Origin of the sequence: Aeromonas sp. QDB03 (assembly GCF_027707985.1) — a bacterium.
Classification (GTDB): domain Bacteria; phylum Pseudomonadota; class Gammaproteobacteria; order Enterobacterales; family Aeromonadaceae; genus Aeromonas; species Aeromonas hydrophila.
Genome location: NZ_JAPCJG010000005.1, coordinates 116,018 through 134,870 on the forward strand (window position 1 = coordinate 116,018; position 18,853 = coordinate 134,870).

An 18,853-nucleotide genomic window follows, 5' to 3' on the forward strand; every position below is an offset into this window, starting at 1 on the left:
CCTCTTCTCGAGGAGCCGGGCAGCCGTCAGGAAAACCTCGAATTTCCGGAGGCAAAAGGGCTATACTCTGCGCCCGTTGGCTAATTTTAAGACGATTGGTAGTTCTTCCATGCTGAAATGGCTCGTACGCCTGTTTATTGTCATGATGCTGGGTGCTGTGCTGGGTGTTGCCAGCCTCATCGGTATCTACTTCTACATCAAGCCCCAGTTGCCGGATGTGACCGCGCTGCGCGACGTCAAGCTGGCCACCCCGATGAAGGTGTACAGCCGGGATGGGGAATTGATCTCCCAATTTGGCGAAATTCGTCGCATCCCGCTGCATCTGGATGAAATTCCCCAGTCCATGATCGATGCGGTACTGGCGACCGAAGATGCCCGTTTCTATGAGCACCCGGGGATCGACCCCATCGGCATCATTCGTGCAGCCACCGTCTGGGCCGTCTCCGGTCAGGCCCGCCAGGGCGCCAGCACCATCACCCAGCAGGTTGCCCGCAACTTCTTTCTGAGCAATGAAAAGACGCTGGTGCGCAAGATAAAAGAGGTCTTCCTGGCCTGGCGCATCGAGCAGAATCTCTCCAAGGACGAGATCCTGCAGCTCTATCTCAACAAGATCCCGCTCGGCTACCGGGCATTCGGGGTCGGTGCCGCCGCCCAGGTTTACTTTGGCAAGGAGGTCAAGGACCTGACGCTGGACGAGATCGCCATCATTGCCGGTCTGCCCAAGGCGCCGTCCATGCTGAACCCGATCCGCTCACCGGAGCGTGCCTTTGCCCGTCGCAACGTGGTACTTGGCCGCATGCTGGAAACCGGCAAGATCACCCAGGCCCAGTTCGACGAAGCATCCAAGATGCCGGTCAAGGCCCGCTATCACGGTGCCGAGATCACCTTGAATGCCCCTTATCTGGGGGAGATGGTGCGCCAGAAGATGGTGGAGCAGTTCGGTGAAGATGCCTACACCATGGGTCTGCACGTCTATACCACAGTCACCGCCAAGCGCCAGCGCGCCGCCCGTCAGGCCTTGCTCGACGGCGTTTTCGACTATGACATCCGCCATGGCTACAAGGGCGTGACCGCCCAGCTGTGGAAAGCGGGCGAAGCCGATTGGGATTATGACAAGATCATGGCCCATCTGGCCAAGCAGCCCACCTATGAGCCGCTGATGGCCGCCGTCGTCACCAAGCTGGCTGACAAGAGTGCGACCATAGTGCTGAAGAACGGCAAGCAGGCTGAGCTTGGCTGGAACGGCATCAAGTGGGCACGCGCCTTCATCACCGACGATCGTCAGGGCTTTGCTCCCCGCTCGGCCCGCGACATGCTGAAAGTGGGCGCCCAGATCTGGGTACGGGAAAAGGGTGAAGAGCTGCTGCTCTCCCAGATCCCCGAGGTCAACGCCGCCCTGGTGGCCATGAACCCGCAGGATGGTGCCATCGAGGCGCTGGTAGGCGGCTTCAGCTTCGAGCTATCCAAGTTCAACCGGGTCGATCAGGCACGCCGCCAGATAGGCTCCAACATCAAGCCCTTCCTCTACGCCACCGCGCTGGAACAGGGCTACACCCTGGCCTCCCTCATCAACGATGCGCCGATCAACCAGTGGGATCCCTCCAAGGGCCCCATGTGGCAGCCCAAAAACTCCCCGGCCATCTATGAGGGGCCCACTTCCCTGCGCCTCGGCCTCGCCAAGTCGAAGAACGTGATGTCGGTGCGCCTGATGCGCGCCATCGGGCTGGATACCTACATCGACGGCCTGACCCGCTTCGGCTTTGCGCGCGATACCATCTCGCCCAACGAATCGCTGGCCCTGGGTGCTGCCGAGTTCACCCCGCTGGAAGTGGTGCGCGGCTACTCGGTCATGGCCAACGGCGGCTTCCAGGTCACCCCCTATTTCATCACCGAAGTCACCGACAGCTTCGGCGCGCCTCTCTATCAGGCCAACCCGGCAGCCGCCTGCCGTGACTGTGGTGTGCTGGCCGCCGCCGGTCTCGACAGTGCGGATGCCTATGCCAATACGGCGCCGGACTGGAAAGCCCAGTGCCCCATCGATCCGGTCGTTCCCGGCAACATGGCACCGCAGACCATCAGTGCCCAGAGCACCTTCTTGGTGACCGACACCCTGACCACCGCCATCTGGGGTGGCAATGGCTGGCGCGGTACCGGCTGGCGGGCGGCGCGCGACCTCAAGCGCCACGATATCTCCGGCAAGACCGGGACCACCAACGAATCCCGTGATGCCTGGTTCTCCGGCTATACCCCGAATCTGGTCGCCACCTCCTGGATCGGTTTTGACAACCACCAGCGTGGTCTGGGCCGGGCCGAATTTGGCGGCGGTGCCGCACAGCCCATCTGGATCGACTTCATGAAGACGGCGCTCAAGCAGGTGCCTGAGCGCAAGATGCCGGTACCGGAAGGGATCATCACGGTGCGGATCGATCGTGAGACCGGCCTGTTGACCAACCGAACCGACGGCAGCAGCACGGAAGAGTTCTTCAAGGAAGGCACCGAGCCGACCCGCTACGCGACACAGAGCTCGGATGGCAATCAGGTGTACGGCGGTGAGGGTTCGCCCACCGATGGTCCCGTCTCCACCGACGATATCTTCTAAACCACCGCAGAAGATAAAAAAACCGGCGCAATGCGCCGGTTTTCTTTTTTGTGGCCTTGTAGTAGCGATGTGCAGTCAGCCAAGCAGGCTCTGCATCAAGCGCGAGATACGAGCGGCCAGCTCGTTGAAGCAGGGACGGCGCACCGAGTAGTGGCGATAGAGCAGCGCTATGGTGCGCCCAGGCACGGGGTCTACCACAGGTCGATAGCTAACGCCTCCCTCTTCGGCATTGGCGGGCACGGCGAGCCTGGGTACCAGCGTCATGCCGCTGCCGGCGGCCACCATGTTGCGCAGTGTTTCGAGGCTGGTGCCCTTGAAGCGCTGATCCTCGCCGATACCGGCGGCGAAACAGAATCCCATCGCCTGATCCCGCAAGCAGTGGCCATCGGCCAGCATCAGCAACTTCTTGCCCTTGAGATTACTGAGCGGCACCGCCTTGGCCTTGGCCTCCGGATGCTGCTGGGGCACCGCCAGCCACATGGGTTCCTGATAGAGCGGGATCGAACCAAATCCGTCCATGCCCTCCAGCTCGGCCAGGATCAGGCAATCCAGCTCCCCCTCTTCCAGCCGCTTGAGCAACACCTGGGTCTGCTCTTCATAGAGGTAGAACTCCAGCTTGGGAAAATGCTCGCGCAGATCCTGAATGATGTGAGGCAGCAGATAGGGCCCGACGGTAGGAATGAAGCCGATGTGGATCTCGCCGGACATGGGCTCGGCAAAGTGCTGGCCGATGCTCTTGAGCTCACGTACCTCTTTGAGTACCTTGCGAGCCTGCTGGGCCATTGCATCGCCAGCCGGGGTAAACAGCACCTTGCGCGAGGTACGCTCGATCAGGATCACCCCTAGTTCATCCTCCAGCTTGCGCAGCTGGCCGCTCAGGGTGGGCTGACTGACGAAGCAGCGCTCCGCCGCCTTGCGAAAGTGCTTCTCCTCTTCCAGCGCCACCAAATACTCGAGATCGCGAAGGTTCATACATCCAGAATCCTGCCAACCAATGGGGTCATTAGCATGCCCAAGAACGGCGGAACGAACAAGGGATGGTGCAAGAGGGAGAGTCGATAGGCCGATAAAACAAGGCGGGCCCGGATCCAGGATCCGGGCTCGCAGCAGCGAGCATCCAACCCGTCTTTACACCCGGAAGCGGCGTACCATCTCCTGCAACTGGGTCGCCAGGTGATTGAGGTCGTTACAGGCCTGTGCCATCTGGGTTGCACCAGCGGCCACTTCCTCGGAGGCATGGCTGATATTGACCACGTTGCGGTTGAGCTCTTCACTCACAGCCCCCTGCTCTTCGGTGGCGGTCGCAATCTGGATATTCATGTGGGAGATGCTCTCCACCGAGCCGCTGATCTCGGAGATGGATGCCCCCGCCTCCCGCGCCGTGCTCACGGTGGAGTTCATCATGTCCTGGCTCTGCTGCATGGTGGTGCCGGCCTGCTCGGCCCGCTGCTGCAGTTCGGCGATGATGGTGTTGATCTGGGAGGTGGAATCTTGAGTCCGCTTCGCCAGGGTGCGCACCTCGTCGGCCACCACCGCAAAGCCGCGCCCCTGCTCGCCGGCCCGGGCCGCCTCGATGGCGGCGTTGAGCGCCAGCAGGTTGGTCTGCTCGGCGATCCCGCGGATCACCTCCAGCACCATGCCGATGTTGCGGCTGTCGTCGCCAAGCTGACGGATCACCACGGCGGTGCTCTCGATGGCGCCGGCAACCTGTTCAATACGTTTGATGGAGTCGTTGACGGTGCGAGCCCCCAGTTCGGCGGTGCTGCTGGCGGCACTGGCTGCGCTGGCGGCATCGCTGGTGTTGCGGGACACCTCCTGCACCGTGGCTTGCATCTCGTTCATGGCGGTGGCCAGCTGGTTCAGCTCGTGCTGCTGGCTGTTCATGTTGTTGGCGGACTGGCGCGCCACCGCGCTGATCTCTTCGGCTGCCGAGCTCAGTTGCACCACGGAGCCGGAGACTTCACTGACCAGGGTACGCAGGTTCTTCTGCATCTCGCCAAAGCCCTTGGCCAACTGCCCCAGCTCGTCGTTGTTGAACTGGCTGGCGTCAAGATGGGCCGCCAGATCGCCAGCAGAAACCTTGCGGGTCTGCTCCAGCAGCGCCATCACCGGATTGCGGATCTGGCCGGTCAGCAGCCAGGCCACCACCACCACGAACAGCACTGTGATGAGGCTCACCACGATACTCATGGTGCGCGAGCTGCTGTAAAGGTCGGCCACCGACTTCACCATGCCATCGGCAATCTCGTTGTTGATCTCACGCAGGCGGTAGGATTTGGTACCCACTTCCTCCAGGGCAATCCGGGTCTCGTTCTTGCGCAGGCTCTTCACTTTTTCCAGATCGCCGCTGGCAAAGGCGGCTACCAGCTGCTCGTGCACCGAGAAGTACTTGGCGCCAGCAGCCACCAGCTGTTCATAAGTTTGCTTCTCTTCATCGGTGCTGAAGGGCAACGAGCCGTACTTTTGCGCCGCCGCGTCAAACTCCTGCTTGGCCTTGTTGAAGGTGACGGTACGTTCGCTTACCTCCTGGGCATCCTTGTTGAGGCCGCCAATCACCTGCGCCAGTTCGGAGCGACGGGCATCGAGAATGGCCACGTGCATCTGGCTGGCATAGCGGGTCGATGGCAACAGGTTGCCCGAAATGGTGGCGGTATCCGTGTAGAGACGGGACAGCTGAGTGATGGAGAACCACGCCAGTCCCACCACTAGCAGGGCCAATACGGCAAAACCGGCGCTCAACTTCTGACCTATAGACATATTTTTGAACATGATTGGTATCCTTGGCGGCTAGACGCAAGCCTGCGGAGCCGAGCTCCCAGACTATCCCCATAGAGCATAGCGCGATGATCGCAAGCGGATGATTTTCAAACTGTCCGCTACTGAATATATCGTCTCGCCTGGGGATAGCATGAGCGCCGGACAGGTAGGAAAAATCTGCGACGAGCACCTCGGACGCTGCACATCCGCCATCGGATACGACCTGCTGTTCGCTCAACGATTCATCATGAGCTGGATCTGGCGAGCAAACACCTCTGGTTCACCCAGGAAGGAGGAGGCGGACAAGGGGGTTACTTTGTCGCCCTGTACCAATCCCAGGGTCGGGTAGCCCTGTCCACCGAGACGGCGCATCCAGCGCTGGCTGTCGGCCAGATGACTCGCCAGGTCGGCCTGCTGGTAGGCCTTCACAAAATCATCCGCGCCAATGTTCTGCTCCGCCGCCAGGCTGGTCAGATGCTCGAGCGAACCAGTCCAGATGCCATCGCGATAGTGGGATTGCTGGATGCGGTGCAGCAGGCTCAGACCGTTGCCACCCTGAGCCGTCACCGCCAGGATGGCACGGATGGGCTGCTCCGAATCGAGCAGCAGACCATCGCGCAGCAGCAACTCGTTGAAATAGCGCTCGCCGAAAGGCTGGCCGGTCAGCGCCTGGATCCGCTCGTCATGGGGACGGACGTAGTCGCGCAGGGCCTGGCCCATCGCCTGCCTGCGCCCGCCAAGCCATAGACCACCGGCGTGCAGCTCGATGCGCAGCTCCGGAATGGCAGCCGCAGCCTTCAACAGCGGGGCGGCGCCGTAGCACCAGCCGCAGAGGGGGTCGTATACATAATGCAGAGTCGTTTCGTTCATGTGATTCACTCGTTCATTCGGCTAAAAAAACCGGGCCCTTGGGCCCGGTAAAAAAACACAGGGAAGTAGGCGTCAGGGGTTTACCACTTCATCTCGCCGGTGTTGACCTTGGCACCGATGGCCAGACCATCGTCGACCGGCAGGGACGGGTAAGCCTTCTTGAGTGCTTCAATCAGCTGGCCGGAGTTCTTGGCTTTGGCCAGCTCCTGCTCAAAGCGCTCTACGTAGTCACGGGTGAAGGTCACGGCGGCGCTGCCCTTGGGAGCAGTCCCCAGGAAGTGACCCGGCACCACGCGCTCGGGCTTCAGCGCCAGCAGATTGTTCAGCGCCTTGACCCAGTTGCTGCGAGCAGCCTTGGTCTGGCTGTCAGCCATCCACACGTGCACGCCGCTGTAGACCGGTACGCCACCAAACGCCGTCTTGATGGACGATGCCCACAGGTAGGCATTCGGGGTGTTCATCTCTTTGATCTCGATCTTCTCGCCATCCAGGGTCAGATGGCTGGCCGTCATCACTTGCGGCACGGTCAGGCTCTTCGGTGCACCCTTGCCGAGGATGGGGCTCCAGTAGCTCAGCTTGGCGTCCTTGGTCTGGTTGATATGGTCGACCACATGCTGGTCCGCCAGCACCTTGACGTCCGGGAAGGCTGCCTTGATGGGTTCCAGACCGAAGTAGAAGTCGGGGTCACCGGCACTGATATAGACGGTGGTCAGCTTCTTGCCGCTCTTCTTGATCATGTCGACCAGCGCCTGGCCGTTTTGTACGTCGAACTGGGCATCGATCAGGATCGCTTCTTTGTCGCCGGTCACCAGGGAGGAGGAGACCGGGAAGATTGCCTTCTCGCCCGGGTTGTAGACGGTCACGGTGAGCGGGGCGGCCATGGCGGCACCGCTCAGCAGGGTGGTGGCCAGGGTCAGGTTGCGGATCAGGGTATTGTTCATCGGGTATTCCTCATCAAGTCATCAGGGGTTCATCAGATGGACACAGTTTATTGGATCAATTACGGTACAAATACAGCATAATAAGCGCATCACTGTTGCATTAATCGAGCATATAGAGAGCCTGAGATGGATCGACTGACCGCATTGCGGGTCTTTGTCAGCGTAGTCGAACAGGGCAGCCTGAGCGGCGCCGGGGAGAAACTGGAGATGTCGCGCGCCATGGTGACGCGCTACCTGGCGGAGCTGGAGCAGTGGATGGGGGCACGGCTGCTGCACCGCACCACCCGCCGGCTCAGTCTGACCGGCCCTGGGGAAGAGGCGCTGAACCGGGCCCGCGCCATGCTGGCGCTGGGGGAAGAGATGGAGCAGATCGCCGTGCGCGGCGACGAGGCCCCCAAGGGGCAACTGCGCATCACCAGCAGCTATTCACTCTCGGAAGCCCTGCTGGTGGGCGCCGCCAATGACTACCTGGCACGCTATGCGGGCACCGCCATCGATATCCTGCTGCTGGACCGCACCGTCAATCTGGTGGAGGAGCGGATCGATCTCGCCGTGCGCATCACCAATGACCTCGACCCCAACCTGGTGGCCCGCCGGCTCGGCACCTGCCACTCCGTGGTCTGTGCCAGCCCGGCCTATCTGGCCAGGCACCCGACCCCGCACAAGGTGCAGGATCTCGCCCTGCACAACTGCCTCACCTACACCTATTTCGGCAAGAGCCTGTGGGAGTTTCAGGGACCGGACGGGCCCGAATCGGTACCGGTGAGCGGCAACCTCAGCGCCAACATCTCCAACCTGCTGCTGGAGGCGACGCTGGAGGGGGCCGGCATCAGCCTGCAGCCCCGCTACTCGGTCCAACCCCATCTCGATACCGGCACCCTGGTGCCGCTGCTGGAGCAGTGGCAACCCAAGCGACTCGGCGTCTACGCCGTCTACGGCACCCGCAAGCAGATGTCACCGCTGTTGCGCAGCTTCCTCGACTTTCTGGTGGAACGCATGGCCGTCGACCCCATGTGGCGAGAGTAGTGGCGGGAACAAGAGACAATGCAAGAATGCGAAAGGGGCCGGCAGGCCCCTTTCGCGCATATGTCACACCAGCCCGTTGGCATCAGGCTTCGAAGCCGGTCAGCGGGGTTTCGGCAGGCGTCTCCTGCGTCACGTCCAGATAGATATCCCGATAGGCCACATAGATGGAGTAGTTGAGCGCCGGGATCACCACCAGCAGACCCACCAGCATCAGCGCCGCGCCAAACAGCATCAGGATGGCGGCGATCAACCCCCACCAGAGGAAGGGCCACATGTTGGTCAGGCAGCCTTTGAAACTCAGTTTGGCCGCCTGCAGGATCCCTACATCGTGGAAAAAGATGAGGACGGGGGCGAAGGTGATGGCCATCAGCACCGGGATCAGCAGTGCCAGCCCCAGCAGCAGACAGAGTAGCAGCCCCTGGGCCTGGGCCGCCGTCACGACCAGAGATTCGGGGTCCTGGGTCAGCAGGGAGGTGAGCCCCCACATGGAGAGCAGCCCCAGGCAGATGAGGCCGATCAGACTGAACAAGGCCAGCACCAGCAGCCCCCCCAGCATCAGCGGGGTCAGCTTGTGGCGAAAACCAGAGAAGAAATCGGCAAAGCGCAGCGGGTTGCCTTCATAACCGTGACGGGCCACCGCCACCCAGCCGGCCCCCCAGACCATGTAAAGCAGCTGGGAGATGAGGCTGCCCGCCGGCAGACGCTCCAGCAGCAGACCGACCGCAAACCAGATGAGGACCATGGCAACACTGACCCCCATCCCCTTGTTGAAGACATCGAAACCGGATCGCACCCAGACCCAGCCACGCCCGATGGGGTGACGAGCAGGTTCTGCGCGCAGGGGGGACAATCCATTCATAACATTTCCTCGGTTCAAAACGGCTGGTTGCCGATTCTAGAGCCATGGGCCGACCGACTCAATGGCGGGTCACCGCCGAGGCCGGTTTTGCACGTCATGGCTGCTTGTATCAGACGTTACGGTTATCATAAGAGACCCCTTTGCAAGGGGCATTCACTTATTCAAGAGAATCCAAGATGCGTACATCTCACCTGGCGCCAATTCTGCTGGCCTCCCTGTTGCTCAACCTCTGGCAGTGGCAGGCCGACCCTGTCAAACCTCAGTCGGGATCCGACACCGCCAGCCCCGCCAACAGCCCGTCGCAATGCGATTCGGCCACCAGCCAGAACAGCGGCCAGAGCACCGGGCAGAGCCTGCTGGCCAAGCTGCCCGGCAAGGGCAGCCAGAGCGAGCCCGCCCCCGCCCAGGAGGTGCTGCCTCCCAATCCCGAGCTGGAGGCCGCCATCAGCCAGTGGAGCCAATCGAGCGAAGGATCCGTGCTAATCGAGCGGCTCTATGACGCCGAACAGGGCAGCCAGCTCACCACCGTCTTCGACCGGCTCGACATAGTGGAAGACGTGCGCGGCCAGGTTCAGGAGCAACTGCGCGAGCTCTATCGCCTCGGCTTCGACCATCCCGATGCCTACGAGCAGGAGAGCCAGCGCATCTGGGGCAACCTCGGCAACCTGCTGGGGGAGGATACCCGCACCCGGCTCGAACAGGAGATCTACTCGGGCGATACCAACCGCCTGCTGGAGATCCAGGGTCGCCTGGCCGAGCACGGCGAGCTGCTGGCACCGGCCCAGCGCCAATCCCTGACGCGTCTGCTGAGCGAGGCGAACCAGCAGCTGGCCCAGCAGGAGAGCGGTGATGCCGGCACCTATCTGGAGAACCAGCGCGCCTATACCCAGCGGGTACTGGAGAGCAGCCGCAGCTTCCTCAATCCGGATCAGCTCAAGGTGGTACAAGACATGCTGGAGCTGGACCTGGTGCGCCAGGAGGTGTCGGTCCAGATGGAGGCCATCTACCAGCGCTTCCAGCCAGCGTCCTGATTTCGTTACCGTTTCGTTTTAGTCAACCCAGTCTGGAATCATCATGAGAGTCGTTTGTTGTCTATTGTTGCTGCTGGCCAGCCAGTCCGCCCTCGCCGAGGGCTTCATCAGTCGCCTGCTCAACCACCCTGTGCCGGGGGGCGTCGCCGTGGTGGCGCTCGGCAGCGAGGCGCAGGCCCCGACCGCCCGCTATCAGGGCAAGCCGGTGCTGGTAGTACGTGAAGAGGGCAAACGCTGGATTGCCATCGTCGGCATCCCCCTCAAAAGCCAGCCCGGCCCCCACCAGCTGCAGGTGAGCGATGGCCGCACCCTCGGCTTCACGGTCGGCACCAAGCACTACCGGGAGCAGCACATCAAGCTCAAGAACAGCCGTCAGGTCAACCCGCTGGCCGAAGACATGACCCGCATCAACCGCGAACTGGCGGAGCAGACCCGCGCCTACCAGACCTTCAGCCCGACCCAGCCGAGCAACCTGCTGTTCGACAAACCGGTGGACGGGCCGCTCTCCAGCCCGTTCGGGCTGCGCCGCTTCTTCAACGGCGAAGAGCGCAACCCCCACTCCGGTCTCGACTTCGCGGTCGGTGCCGGCACCCCCATCAAGTCGCCGGCGGCGGGCAAGGTGATCCTGATCGGCAACTACTTCTTCAACGGCAATACGGTGTTCGTCGATCACGGTCAGGGCCTCATCAGCATGTTCTGCCACATGTCGAAGGTCGACGTGAAGCTGGGCCAGAGCCTACCCCGCGGCGGCATCGTCGGCCGGGTCGGCGCTACCGGCCGTGCCACTGGTCCCCACATGCACTGGAATGTCAGTCTCAACGACGCCCGTGTCGACCCCGCCATCTTCATAGGCGCCTTCAAGCCCTGAGGTCGGTGACCTGTCAGGAGCGCTCAAAACGAAAAAGGCAGCCTAGGCTGCCTTTTTGATGGCCGACTGACGACATATCAGGCGGCGTGCTGACGCGCCTCCTTGCCCATAGCTCGCCACATCACCAGTACCAGCAGGGTGCTGCAGGTGGGCAATGCCAGCCAGACACCGGATACCCCCCACAGGGAGGAGAAGCCCCACAGGAAACCACCGATCAGCACCAGCTTGCCGCCGGTGAGCAGGGAGGCGATACGAGCCCGGTTGATCGCCTGGAAGTAGGTGGCCCCCACCAGCAGCAGGCCTTCCATCGGCAAGCCCCAGAAGTAGAGCCAGATGCCGAGGCTGGCCACCGGCAAGAGGGCTGCGTTGTCCCCGGCAAACAGGTAGACCACCCCCTCCGGCCACAGATAGAGCGGCAGCATGCCGCACAGGGCCACCAGCAGGGTCACCCCCAGCGCTAGGTTGCGCACCCGCAGCACCCGTGCCCAGTTGCCCGCCCCGGCGTTGAAGCTGGCGATGGGCTGGATGCCCATGGCGATCCCCTCGAAGATGAGATAGAAGAAGGCCTCGCTGTAACTGATGACGCCGTAGGCCGCCACGTGCAGCGAGGTGCCCACCGCCAGCAGCGCCTTGTTGTGCAGCGCCAGCACCACCGACAGGTAGAGGTACATCAGAAAGCTCGACACCCCGAGTCGCAGCGTCTCACCCATCAACCGCCAGTCGGGTCGCAGGGTGTCCCAGCCAATGCGCAGCTGGCTGCGCGGGGTGAAGAAGTGCCACAGGCAGAGGCCGCCGGTCACCGCCTGGGAGAGCATGGTCGCAATGGCGGCCCCCGCCAGTCCCCAGGGGATCACCGCCATCAGCAGGTAATCGAGCAGCACGTTGAGCACGCCGCCTCCCACCAGGATCCAGGTGGTGAGGCCGGGTCGCCCGTCGTTGCGCAGCAGGGCGGTAAACGCCATGGAGAGCACCGCAAACACCCCGAGCCAGGCATACCACTGCAGATAGGCGAAGCCGGCGTCAAAGATGACTCCCTCCGCCCCCATCCAGATCAGCATGGCCTCGCCGTAACGGATGCCGATGAAGGCGAGCAGCCCAGAGGCGATGAGCACCATCACCAGTGCGTTGCCGACGATGTGGCGGGCCCTCGCCTGCTCCCCCTTGCCCAGATAAAACGAGGCGAGCGCCGAGGAGCCCATGCCGATCAGCGCCCCCACCGCATAGAGCACCGCGCAGATGGGGTACGCCAGCATCATGCCGGCCAGCCCGTCCTGACCCAGAATATGGCCGACGAAGATGCCGTCTATGGTGACATAGATGCCGGTGACCAGCATGGCGGCCACGGTCGGGGTGACGTAGCGCCAGAACAGGCGGGAAAGAGGGGCCGTGCCCAGATCGACTGCGGACATAAAATGCTCAACGGAGGGAAAAACGGCCAGAATGATAGCCAAAGCGGGCCGGGAACGCCCGTTATTTATGTTACAAATCATTAATATGGAAAACTTTACCCGCCCCGGCCCCTGCTTTAGGCTAGGGCGACCTCACCTGAACGGAAACGTGCGCCATGTTGCAACGCCTGCTCTGCCTGCTGCTCTCTCTTACTCTCCTCACTCCCCTTGCCCAGGCCGATGACGCCATCACCCAGGTGGAAGAGCTGCTGCAGAGCGTGCCCAAGACCGACACCCCGGAAAACCAGAAGTTGCGGGAAAGTTACCAGCAGGCGCTGCAGTTTGCCCGGGAGGCCCAGCGCTATCGCGAGCAGGGCAAGGCCTATCAGCAGATCCTCATCGACTATCCCAAGGAGTCGGCCCGTCTCAAGGAGAGCCTGCACAACTACCAGCCCCAGCCTCGCCCGGCCCTCTCCTCCCTGAAAGAGGAGGCCCTGCGCCAGGCCATCGGCCTGAGCAGCAACCGCCAGCTCAACCTGCGCAAGGAGCGTCAGGGGGTGATGGACAGCCTCAACCAGCTGGAGAGCACCGGCCAGGAGTATCACCTGCGGGTCGACGAGCTGCGCAAGCAGTTGCAGCAGACCCGCGCCCTGCTCGACCGGCTCAGCTTCAGCAGTGAATCGGATCGCCTGCAGGATGCCCAGCAGCTGGTCACCCGCCTCAAGGAGCAGAGCCTCTCCGACCGGATCCAGATGCTGGAGCTGGAGCAGCTCTCCGCCCAGCAGCGCAACGATCTCGGCAAGCTCAGGCTGCAAGAGCTCAACCTCGCCATCACCGACGAGGATGAGTGGCAGGCCAGCCTGCTCAACCAGCAGAACCAGCTGCGCCGCGACAAGACCGAGCAGGCGCTGGCGGAGAGCGAGCGGCTGCGCAAGCAGCTCACCTCCGACATGCCGCTGCTGCTGGAGCAGCAACAGCAGAACCAGGCGCTCTCCATCCAGCTCGGCGCGCTGGAGGATCAGATAGAGCGGGTGCAGGATGAGCAGCGGGTGATCGACAAGAACCTGTCGAGCCTGAACGACCTGGTCAACTCGGTGCGCGAGCAACTGGAGTGGCTGCAGATCAGCAACGCTTACGGCGAGAACCTGCGCAGCAAACTCTCTGATCTACCCGCCTACTTCCCCCTCGACAAGCTGGAGTCGGCCATCGTCAACGCCCGCATGGCCAAGTACCAGTACGAGACCGAGCAGGACGCGCTCAAGGATCCGCGCCAGATGCGCGATCAGCTGCTGGCCACCGACGAAGTGGCCCTCGATCGTGCCCAGCAGGCGGTGCTCGACAACCTGCTCAAGGCCCGTCGCCAGCTGTTGACCCGGCTCAACGACGCCTCCGACAGCCTCATTCAGGAGCAGACCCGGCTCAAGCTGCTCTACAGCCGCCAGAACAGCAAGATCGACGAGATCCGCGAGCTCAGCGCCAGCCACCTGTTCTGGATGCCGGACGTGCGCCCGCTCACCCCGGCCGTGCTGCTCGGGGTGCCGGCGGCCCTCGGCCTCGCCCTCAACCCGGTCAACTGGCTGCAACTGCCCCAGGCCATCGCCGAGAACAACCCCATCACCCTCACCTTCGCCGGCATCGGCATCCTGGTGCTGGCCTGGTGCTGGTTCAAACTGGCTCGCCACCTGACCCACTACAGCCAGCACATAGCGCCCCGCATCGGCAAGGTGACCCAGGACAAGTTCAGCCTCACCAGCCGACTGCTGATGCGCTCCCTGCTCGCCTCCCTGCCGCTGCCCGCCATGGTGCTGATGGTGCGCGGCCTGCTCGACGGCGCCTGGCAATATCCGTTTGCGGTGGCGGTGGCCCGCGGCCTTGGCGAGATCTGGTTCCTGCTGCTGGCGCTCTTGATGGCCCGTCACCTGACGCTGGAGAAGGGGATCCTGATCCTCCATTTCCGCTGGCAGAAGGAACGGGTGCAGAAGGTGTGGAGCCAGTTTCGCACCCTCTTGCTGGTGATCATCCCGAGCTTCTTCGTGCAGGGCATGGCCAACAGCTATCAGGAGCACGCCTTCTACGACTCCCTCGGCCGGCTGGCCTTCATCGTCGGCGCCCTCTGGCTGCTGCTGTTCTTCGCCCGCCTCAACCGGGAGCGGCTGCCGCTCACCTGGGGCCAGGCCGACATGACCAAGCCGCACCTGCTGCACCACTTCATCTGGAACAGCCTGATGCTGGCCCCGTTGCTGGCGGTGATTGGCTCCCTGCTCGGCTACTTCTACACCTCCCGCATCCTGCTGCGCCAGCTGGAGCTGAGCCTGCTGATGGGGCTGGGCTGCCTGCTCGTCTACTATCTGGCGCACCGCTGGATGCTGATCCAGCGCCGCCGCCTCGCCTTCGAGCGGGCCAAGAGCAAGCGGGCCGAGATCCTGGCCCAGCGCGGCCGGGAAGAGGGGCATGACGAGCTCAGCTCCGAGATCCCGGACGTGGTGGAAGACACCGAGCTGGATCTGGATACCATCAGCGCCCAGTCGCTCGGGCTGGTGCGCACCCTGCTGATGCTGGGCTTCACCATGCTGGTGGTGGTGCAGTGGTCCGAACTCAACTCGGCGTTCAGCTTTCTGCGCAGCATCGAGGTGTGGCAGGTGAGCAGCAAGATTGGCGGCATCGAACAGCTCTCCGCCATCACCTTGCAGGATCTGATGCTGACGGTGTTCACCTTCATCTTGACCGTGGTCACCGCCCGCAACCTGCCGGGCCTGATGGAGCTGACCCTGCTCCAGCACCTGAGCCTCTCCCCCGGCACCGGCTTTGCCATCACCACGGTGACCAAGTACATAGTGCTGGTGGTGGGGGCGCTGACCGGCTTCTCCATCCTCGGCATCGACTGGTCCAAGGCGCAGTGGATGGTGGCGGCCCTCTCCCTGGGCCTGGGTTTCGGACTGCAGGAGATCTTCGCCAACTTCGTGTCGGGCCTCATCATCCTGTTCGAGAAACCGATCCGGCTCGGCGACACCGTCACCATTCGCGAGCTGACCGGCACCGTCACCAAGATCAAGACCCGCGCCACCACCATAGTGGACTGGGACAGGAAGGAGATCATCGTTCCCAACAAGGCCTTCATCACCGAACAGTTCATCAACTGGTCGCTGTCAGACGCCATCACCCGGGTACGGCTGCGCATCCGCATCGGCCTGACCCAGGAGCCCAGAAAGATACAGACCATTCTGGAAGAGTCGATCCGGTCCTCCACCCTGGTGCTGGAGACCCCCTCTCCCGAGGTGTTCCTGATCGAATTCACCGACTCGGCGCTGATCTACGAGATCCGGCTCTACGTCAACAGCATGGATCACCGCATGCCCATCACCCACGAGGTCCACTCGCTGGTGCTGGAGAAATTGCAGCAACAGGGGCTGGGGCTGCCGCACCAGCAGATCGACATTCGTCTGAGCCGGGCCTGAGCAGGCACCACAGGAGTACATCATGCAGATCATTGCCCATCGCGGCGCCAGCGGACTGGCACCGGAAAACACCCTCAAGGCCATCCGGCTGGCGCTGGCGCTGGGCGCCGGGGCCATCGAGATCGACGTGCAGCTGGCCGACGGCGAGCTGTGGGTGTTCCACGACCGGCGGCTGGAGCGCTGCACCGACGGCGGCGGCGTGTTGACGGCCCAGTCGCACGCCTATCTGGCGAGCCTGGATGCCGGTGAGGGAGAAGGGATCCCGACCCTGTGGCAGGTGATGGAGGCGATTGCCGGCCAGGCCGAGCTGCACATCGAGCTGAAAGGATCACAAACAGCCGACGAGGTGGCCCGACTGACCCGGCGTGCCGAGGCCGAGCTTGGCTTCACGCCCACGCAGTGGGTCGTCTCCTCCTTCCACCACCCGGAGCTCGCCCGCTTTGCCGCCCTGCGCCCCGACATCCGGCTGGGGGCGCTGACATCCACCATTCCCCTCACCCTGGCCAAGTTTGCCGCCGAGCTGGGGGCCTGGTCGCTCAACTGCGATGTGGATTTTGTCGATCAGGTTCTGGTGCAGGATGCCCACAAGCGCGGGCTCAAGGTGCTGGTCTATACGGTCGATGAACCCGCCGATCAGGCGATGCTGGCCGCCATCGGCGTCGATGGCATCTTTACCAACCGGCCGGACCGCTTCCTGCCACCGACCAAAAACGGACTCATTGTGCCAGGGGGAGATCGATAACCGCTGATTTAAGCTATAAATTTAAAGGCGCACCGGGATACAAAAAGTTCTACTTTGGCCGATACAGTGTTGGCCCATAACAATAAAACCACACATCGCAGACTGACGCTCACAAGGATGTAAACATGAACTTATCCATCAAGAACAAGCTTGTCCTCGCCATCGGGGTCATTATCCTGGTCATCACCGGCCTGCAGGTCTGGTACAACACCACCCAACTGAGAAGCGAAACCCAGCGCCTGATCTGGAGCTTCATCGACGACAGCTCGGCTGCCAATGTGAAAGGCATCTCCCGCTGGCTGGACGCCCGCATCAGCATGGTCACCTCCACCAAGGAGGCCTTCGCCAAGGAAGACGAACCCATCAGCCATCTGGCCCAATCCATGAATGCCGGCAACTTTGACCTGGTCTACGTCGGCACCAAGGATGGCAAGATGATCCAGAGCAAGCCGACCAATCTGCCAGCCGGCTATGACCCTCGTCAGCGCCCCTGGTACAAGGACGCCATGGCCGCCGGCAAGCTGGCCATCACGGCCCCCTACGCCGACATCACCACCGGCCAGCTGATCATCACCATCGCCGAGCCCTTCACCCGGGGCAATACCCAGGGGGTCATCGCCGGTGACGTCTCCATCGACGCCCTGGTACGCGACGTACTGGCCATCAACTCGGAAGGGACCTACGCCATCCTGGTGGACAGCAACGGCACCATCATTGCCCACCCGGACAAGGAGCTGGCCCTCAAACAGGCGACCGCCATCTCCCCCGAGCTGACCGCCGCCAAGGTCAACGAGCTGGCCCATGACAACACCATCTCCGAGATGGATATCAGCGGCAAACCCAGCGTGTTCGACCTGACCGAGATCCCCAACACCAACTGGTATTTCGGCATAGTGGTGGATGAAGCGGTCGCCTATCAGTCCGTCTCCCGCATGGTGACTTCCGCCCTGCTGCAAGGCCTGCTCACCATCCTCATCGTCGCCGGCTTCTCCTATGTCGCCATCAACGGTTCACTGGCTCCGCTGAAAACCCTGGGCGAAGCGATTGCCGATCTCTCCCGCGGCAACGGCGACCTGACCCGCCGCGTCAAGATCGAGCGTGAAGACGAAGTGGGTATCGTCGCCAAGCACGTCAACACCTTCATCGACCGGATCCACGTGATGGTGCAGGACATTTCCAACTCCTCCGGCCAACTGAATCAGCAAGCCAAGTCGTCCCACAACATGGCGGAAAAATCGAGCCAGGGTCTGGCTCGCCAGCAAAACGAGATCTCCCAGATCGCCACCGCGGTACACGAGATGTCTGCCACTGCAGTGGAGGTGGCCAGCAACGCCGAGCAGACCGCCGATGCGGCCCGCAGCTCTTCCAGCAGCTGCGAGCACGGCAAGCAGGTGATCGCCCGCAACCAGCGCTCCATCACGGATCTGGCGACTCAGGTCAAGCAGGCCTCCGGCATCATTCAGGAACTGGAAAAGAACGCCCAGGAGATCAACACCATCCTCTCCACCATTCAGGGCATCGCCGAACAGACCAACCTGCTGGCGCTGAACGCCGCCATCGAAGCGGCCCGGGCCGGTGAACAGGGTCGCGGCTTTGCGGTGGTGGCCGACGAGGTGCGGGTGCTGTCCCAGCGTACCCACAGCTCCACCGTCGAGATCCGCAGCATGATCGAAACCCTGCAGCGCAACACCCAGGGCGCCGTCAGCACCATGCACGAGGGTCAGTTGCTGGCCCAGAACAGCGTGGAAGATGCCAACGATGCCACCCAGGCACTGGAGCAGATCACCGCCTCCATCAACCAGATCTCCGACATGGCCACCCAGATCTCCAGCGCCGCCGAGGAGCAGCGGGCGGTGACCGACGAGGTCAGCCGCAACATCCAGGCGGTCAAGGATGTCTCGGACGAGCTGGCGGTCGATGCCGACAGTTCGCGCCATCTGTCTGAACAACTTAAAAATATTTCAGGTGAACTGAGCAATCAGGTCGGCATGTTCCGGATCTGATCTGCCGAAATCAAAGGGGCCACACAGGCCCCTTTTTTTATGAAAAAATGCTTTTGTTTCAATAGTTATTACCACATCAACCATCGGGACTATGGGGATGGAAATCCCCATACGAAGCGGTATCTCGTCATAAAGCAACGCATCAAGGCCGACATTCGGATTAGTTTTTTGAACTCAAGCACAGTATTGTTCTATCCGTGAATAATTCTTATTAAATATTTTTGATAAAAAACTTAAAAACTTTATTGGTAATACCTAAAAAGAGAGGTGTTTCTCATTTTTTTGAAAGAAAACTACGTATAATCCTGAGCTTA

At 62.1% G+C, this 18,853-nt stretch carries 13 protein-coding genes; 7 read left to right on the plus strand and 6 right to left on the minus strand.

Annotated features, from left to right (window positions below):
• Positions 1–109 precede the first annotated feature (109 nt).
• Entirely contained in the window at positions 110–2,599 is a 2,490-nt protein-coding gene (locus PG900_RS14000) for a penicillin-binding protein 1A (protein WP_270797815.1), read from the plus strand.
• 75 nt (positions 2,600–2,674) lie between these two features.
• Here PG900_RS14000 and oxyR read toward each other — a convergent pair whose 3' ends face one another.
• The 4 genes from oxyR to PG900_RS14020 form a co-directional block, all read right to left on the minus strand.
• Complete coding sequence (gene oxyR / locus PG900_RS14005) at positions 2,675–3,571, minus strand: DNA-binding transcriptional regulator OxyR (protein WP_029304212.1); 897 nt, start codon at positions 3,569–3,571, stop codon at positions 2,675–2,677.
• 156 nt (positions 3,572–3,727) lie between these two features.
• Positions 3,728–5,368, minus strand: coding sequence for a methyl-accepting chemotaxis protein (locus PG900_RS14010; RefSeq protein ID WP_139706952.1), 1,641 nt, complete (start codon positions 5,366–5,368; stop codon positions 3,728–3,730).
• A 222-nt stretch (positions 5,369–5,590) separates the two neighbouring features.
• A complete protein-coding gene (locus tag PG900_RS14015) occupies positions 5,591–6,226 on the minus strand; it encodes a DsbA family protein (RefSeq protein WP_139706950.1) in 636 nt (211 codons plus the stop codon).
• An 80-nt stretch (positions 6,227–6,306) separates the two neighbouring features.
• The gene (locus tag PG900_RS14020) at positions 6,307–7,167 is read right to left on the minus strand and encodes a Vmh family MBL fold metallo-hydrolase (RefSeq protein ID WP_270797814.1); all 861 of its coding nucleotides are present in this window, start codon (positions 7,165–7,167) and stop codon (positions 6,307–6,309) included.
• 126 nt (positions 7,168–7,293) lie between these two features.
• Here PG900_RS14020 and PG900_RS14025 point away from each other — a divergent pair, with 126 nt between their 5' ends.
• A complete protein-coding gene (locus PG900_RS14025) occupies positions 7,294–8,193 on the plus strand; it encodes a LysR family transcriptional regulator (RefSeq protein WP_102988179.1) in 900 nt (299 codons plus the stop codon).
• A gap of 82 nt (positions 8,194–8,275) precedes the next feature.
• On the opposite strand, the gene PG900_RS14030 is transcribed toward PG900_RS14025, so the two are convergent.
• Positions 8,276–9,052, minus strand: coding sequence for a BPSS1780 family membrane protein (locus PG900_RS14030; protein WP_270831647.1), 777 nt, complete (start codon positions 9,050–9,052; stop codon positions 8,276–8,278).
• 176 nt (positions 9,053–9,228) lie between these two features.
• Between PG900_RS14030 and PG900_RS14035 the strand changes: the two genes are divergently transcribed.
• Together PG900_RS14035 and PG900_RS14040 are read left to right on the plus strand one after the other, a co-directional pair.
• Entirely contained in the window at positions 9,229–10,083 is an 855-nt protein-coding gene (locus tag PG900_RS14035; RefSeq protein WP_029299356.1) for a hypothetical protein, read from the plus strand.
• A gap of 43 nt (positions 10,084–10,126) precedes the next feature.
• Positions 10,127–10,951 (plus strand): M23 family metallopeptidase, encoded by an 825-nt coding sequence (locus tag PG900_RS14040; protein WP_044800557.1) that lies wholly within the window; start codon positions 10,127–10,129, stop codon positions 10,949–10,951.
• A 77-nt stretch (positions 10,952–11,028) separates the two neighbouring features.
• Here PG900_RS14040 and PG900_RS14045 read toward each other — a convergent pair whose 3' ends face one another.
• Positions 11,029–12,360 (minus strand): MATE family efflux transporter, encoded by a 1,332-nt coding sequence (locus PG900_RS14045; RefSeq protein WP_041213679.1) that lies wholly within the window; start codon positions 12,358–12,360, stop codon positions 11,029–11,031.
• A 155-nt stretch (positions 12,361–12,515) separates the two neighbouring features.
• On the opposite strand from PG900_RS14045, the gene mscM reads away from it, so the two are divergent.
• The 3 genes from mscM (at position 12,516) to PG900_RS14060 (ending at position 18,539) form a co-directional block, all read left to right on the plus strand.
• On the plus strand, positions 12,516–15,794 hold the full coding sequence (gene mscM / locus PG900_RS14050; protein ID WP_270797813.1) for a miniconductance mechanosensitive channel MscM: 3,279 nt from the start codon (positions 12,516–12,518) through the stop codon (positions 15,792–15,794).
• A gap of 22 nt (positions 15,795–15,816) precedes the next feature.
• A complete protein-coding gene (locus PG900_RS14055; protein ID WP_270831649.1) occupies positions 15,817–16,536 on the plus strand; it encodes a glycerophosphodiester phosphodiesterase in 720 nt (239 codons plus the stop codon).
• 125 nt (positions 16,537–16,661) lie between these two features.
• Entirely contained in the window at positions 16,662–18,539 is a 1,878-nt protein-coding gene (locus PG900_RS14060; protein WP_242797864.1) for a methyl-accepting chemotaxis protein, read from the plus strand.
• Positions 18,540–18,853: the final 314 nt, after the last annotated feature.

Excerpts from the sequence above, each read along its gene's own strand:
- PG900_RS14000 (WP_270797815.1), top strand. The coding sequence starts at position 110 with ATGCTGAAATGGCTCGTACGCCTGTTTATTGTCATGATGCTGGGTGCT.
- oxyR (WP_029304212.1), bottom strand. The coding sequence starts at position 3,571 with ATGAACCTTCGCGATCTCGAGTATTTGGTGGCGCTGGAAGAGGAGAAG.
- PG900_RS14010 (WP_139706952.1), bottom strand. The coding sequence starts at position 5,368 with ATGTTCAAAAATATGTCTATAGGTCAGAAGTTGAGCGCCGGTTTTGCC.
- PG900_RS14015 (WP_139706950.1), bottom strand. The coding sequence starts at position 6,226 with ATGAACGAAACGACTCTGCATTATGTATACGACCCCCTCTGCGGCTGG.
- PG900_RS14020 (WP_270797814.1), bottom strand. The coding sequence starts at position 7,167 with ATGAACAATACCCTGATCCGCAACCTGACCCTGGCCACCACCCTGCTG.
- PG900_RS14025 (WP_102988179.1), top strand. The coding sequence starts at position 7,294 with ATGGATCGACTGACCGCATTGCGGGTCTTTGTCAGCGTAGTCGAACAG.
- PG900_RS14030 (WP_270831647.1), bottom strand. The coding sequence starts at position 9,052 with ATGAATGGATTGTCCCCCCTGCGCGCAGAACCTGCTCGTCACCCCATC.
- PG900_RS14035 (WP_029299356.1), top strand. The coding sequence starts at position 9,229 with ATGCGTACATCTCACCTGGCGCCAATTCTGCTGGCCTCCCTGTTGCTC.
- PG900_RS14040 (WP_044800557.1), top strand. The coding sequence starts at position 10,127 with ATGAGAGTCGTTTGTTGTCTATTGTTGCTGCTGGCCAGCCAGTCCGCC.
- PG900_RS14045 (WP_041213679.1), bottom strand. The coding sequence starts at position 12,360 with ATGTCCGCAGTCGATCTGGGCACGGCCCCTCTTTCCCGCCTGTTCTGG.
- mscM (WP_270797813.1), top strand. The coding sequence starts at position 12,516 with ATGTTGCAACGCCTGCTCTGCCTGCTGCTCTCTCTTACTCTCCTCACT.
- PG900_RS14055 (WP_270831649.1), top strand. The coding sequence starts at position 15,817 with ATGCAGATCATTGCCCATCGCGGCGCCAGCGGACTGGCACCGGAAAAC.
- PG900_RS14060 (WP_242797864.1), top strand. The coding sequence starts at position 16,662 with ATGAACTTATCCATCAAGAACAAGCTTGTCCTCGCCATCGGGGTCATT.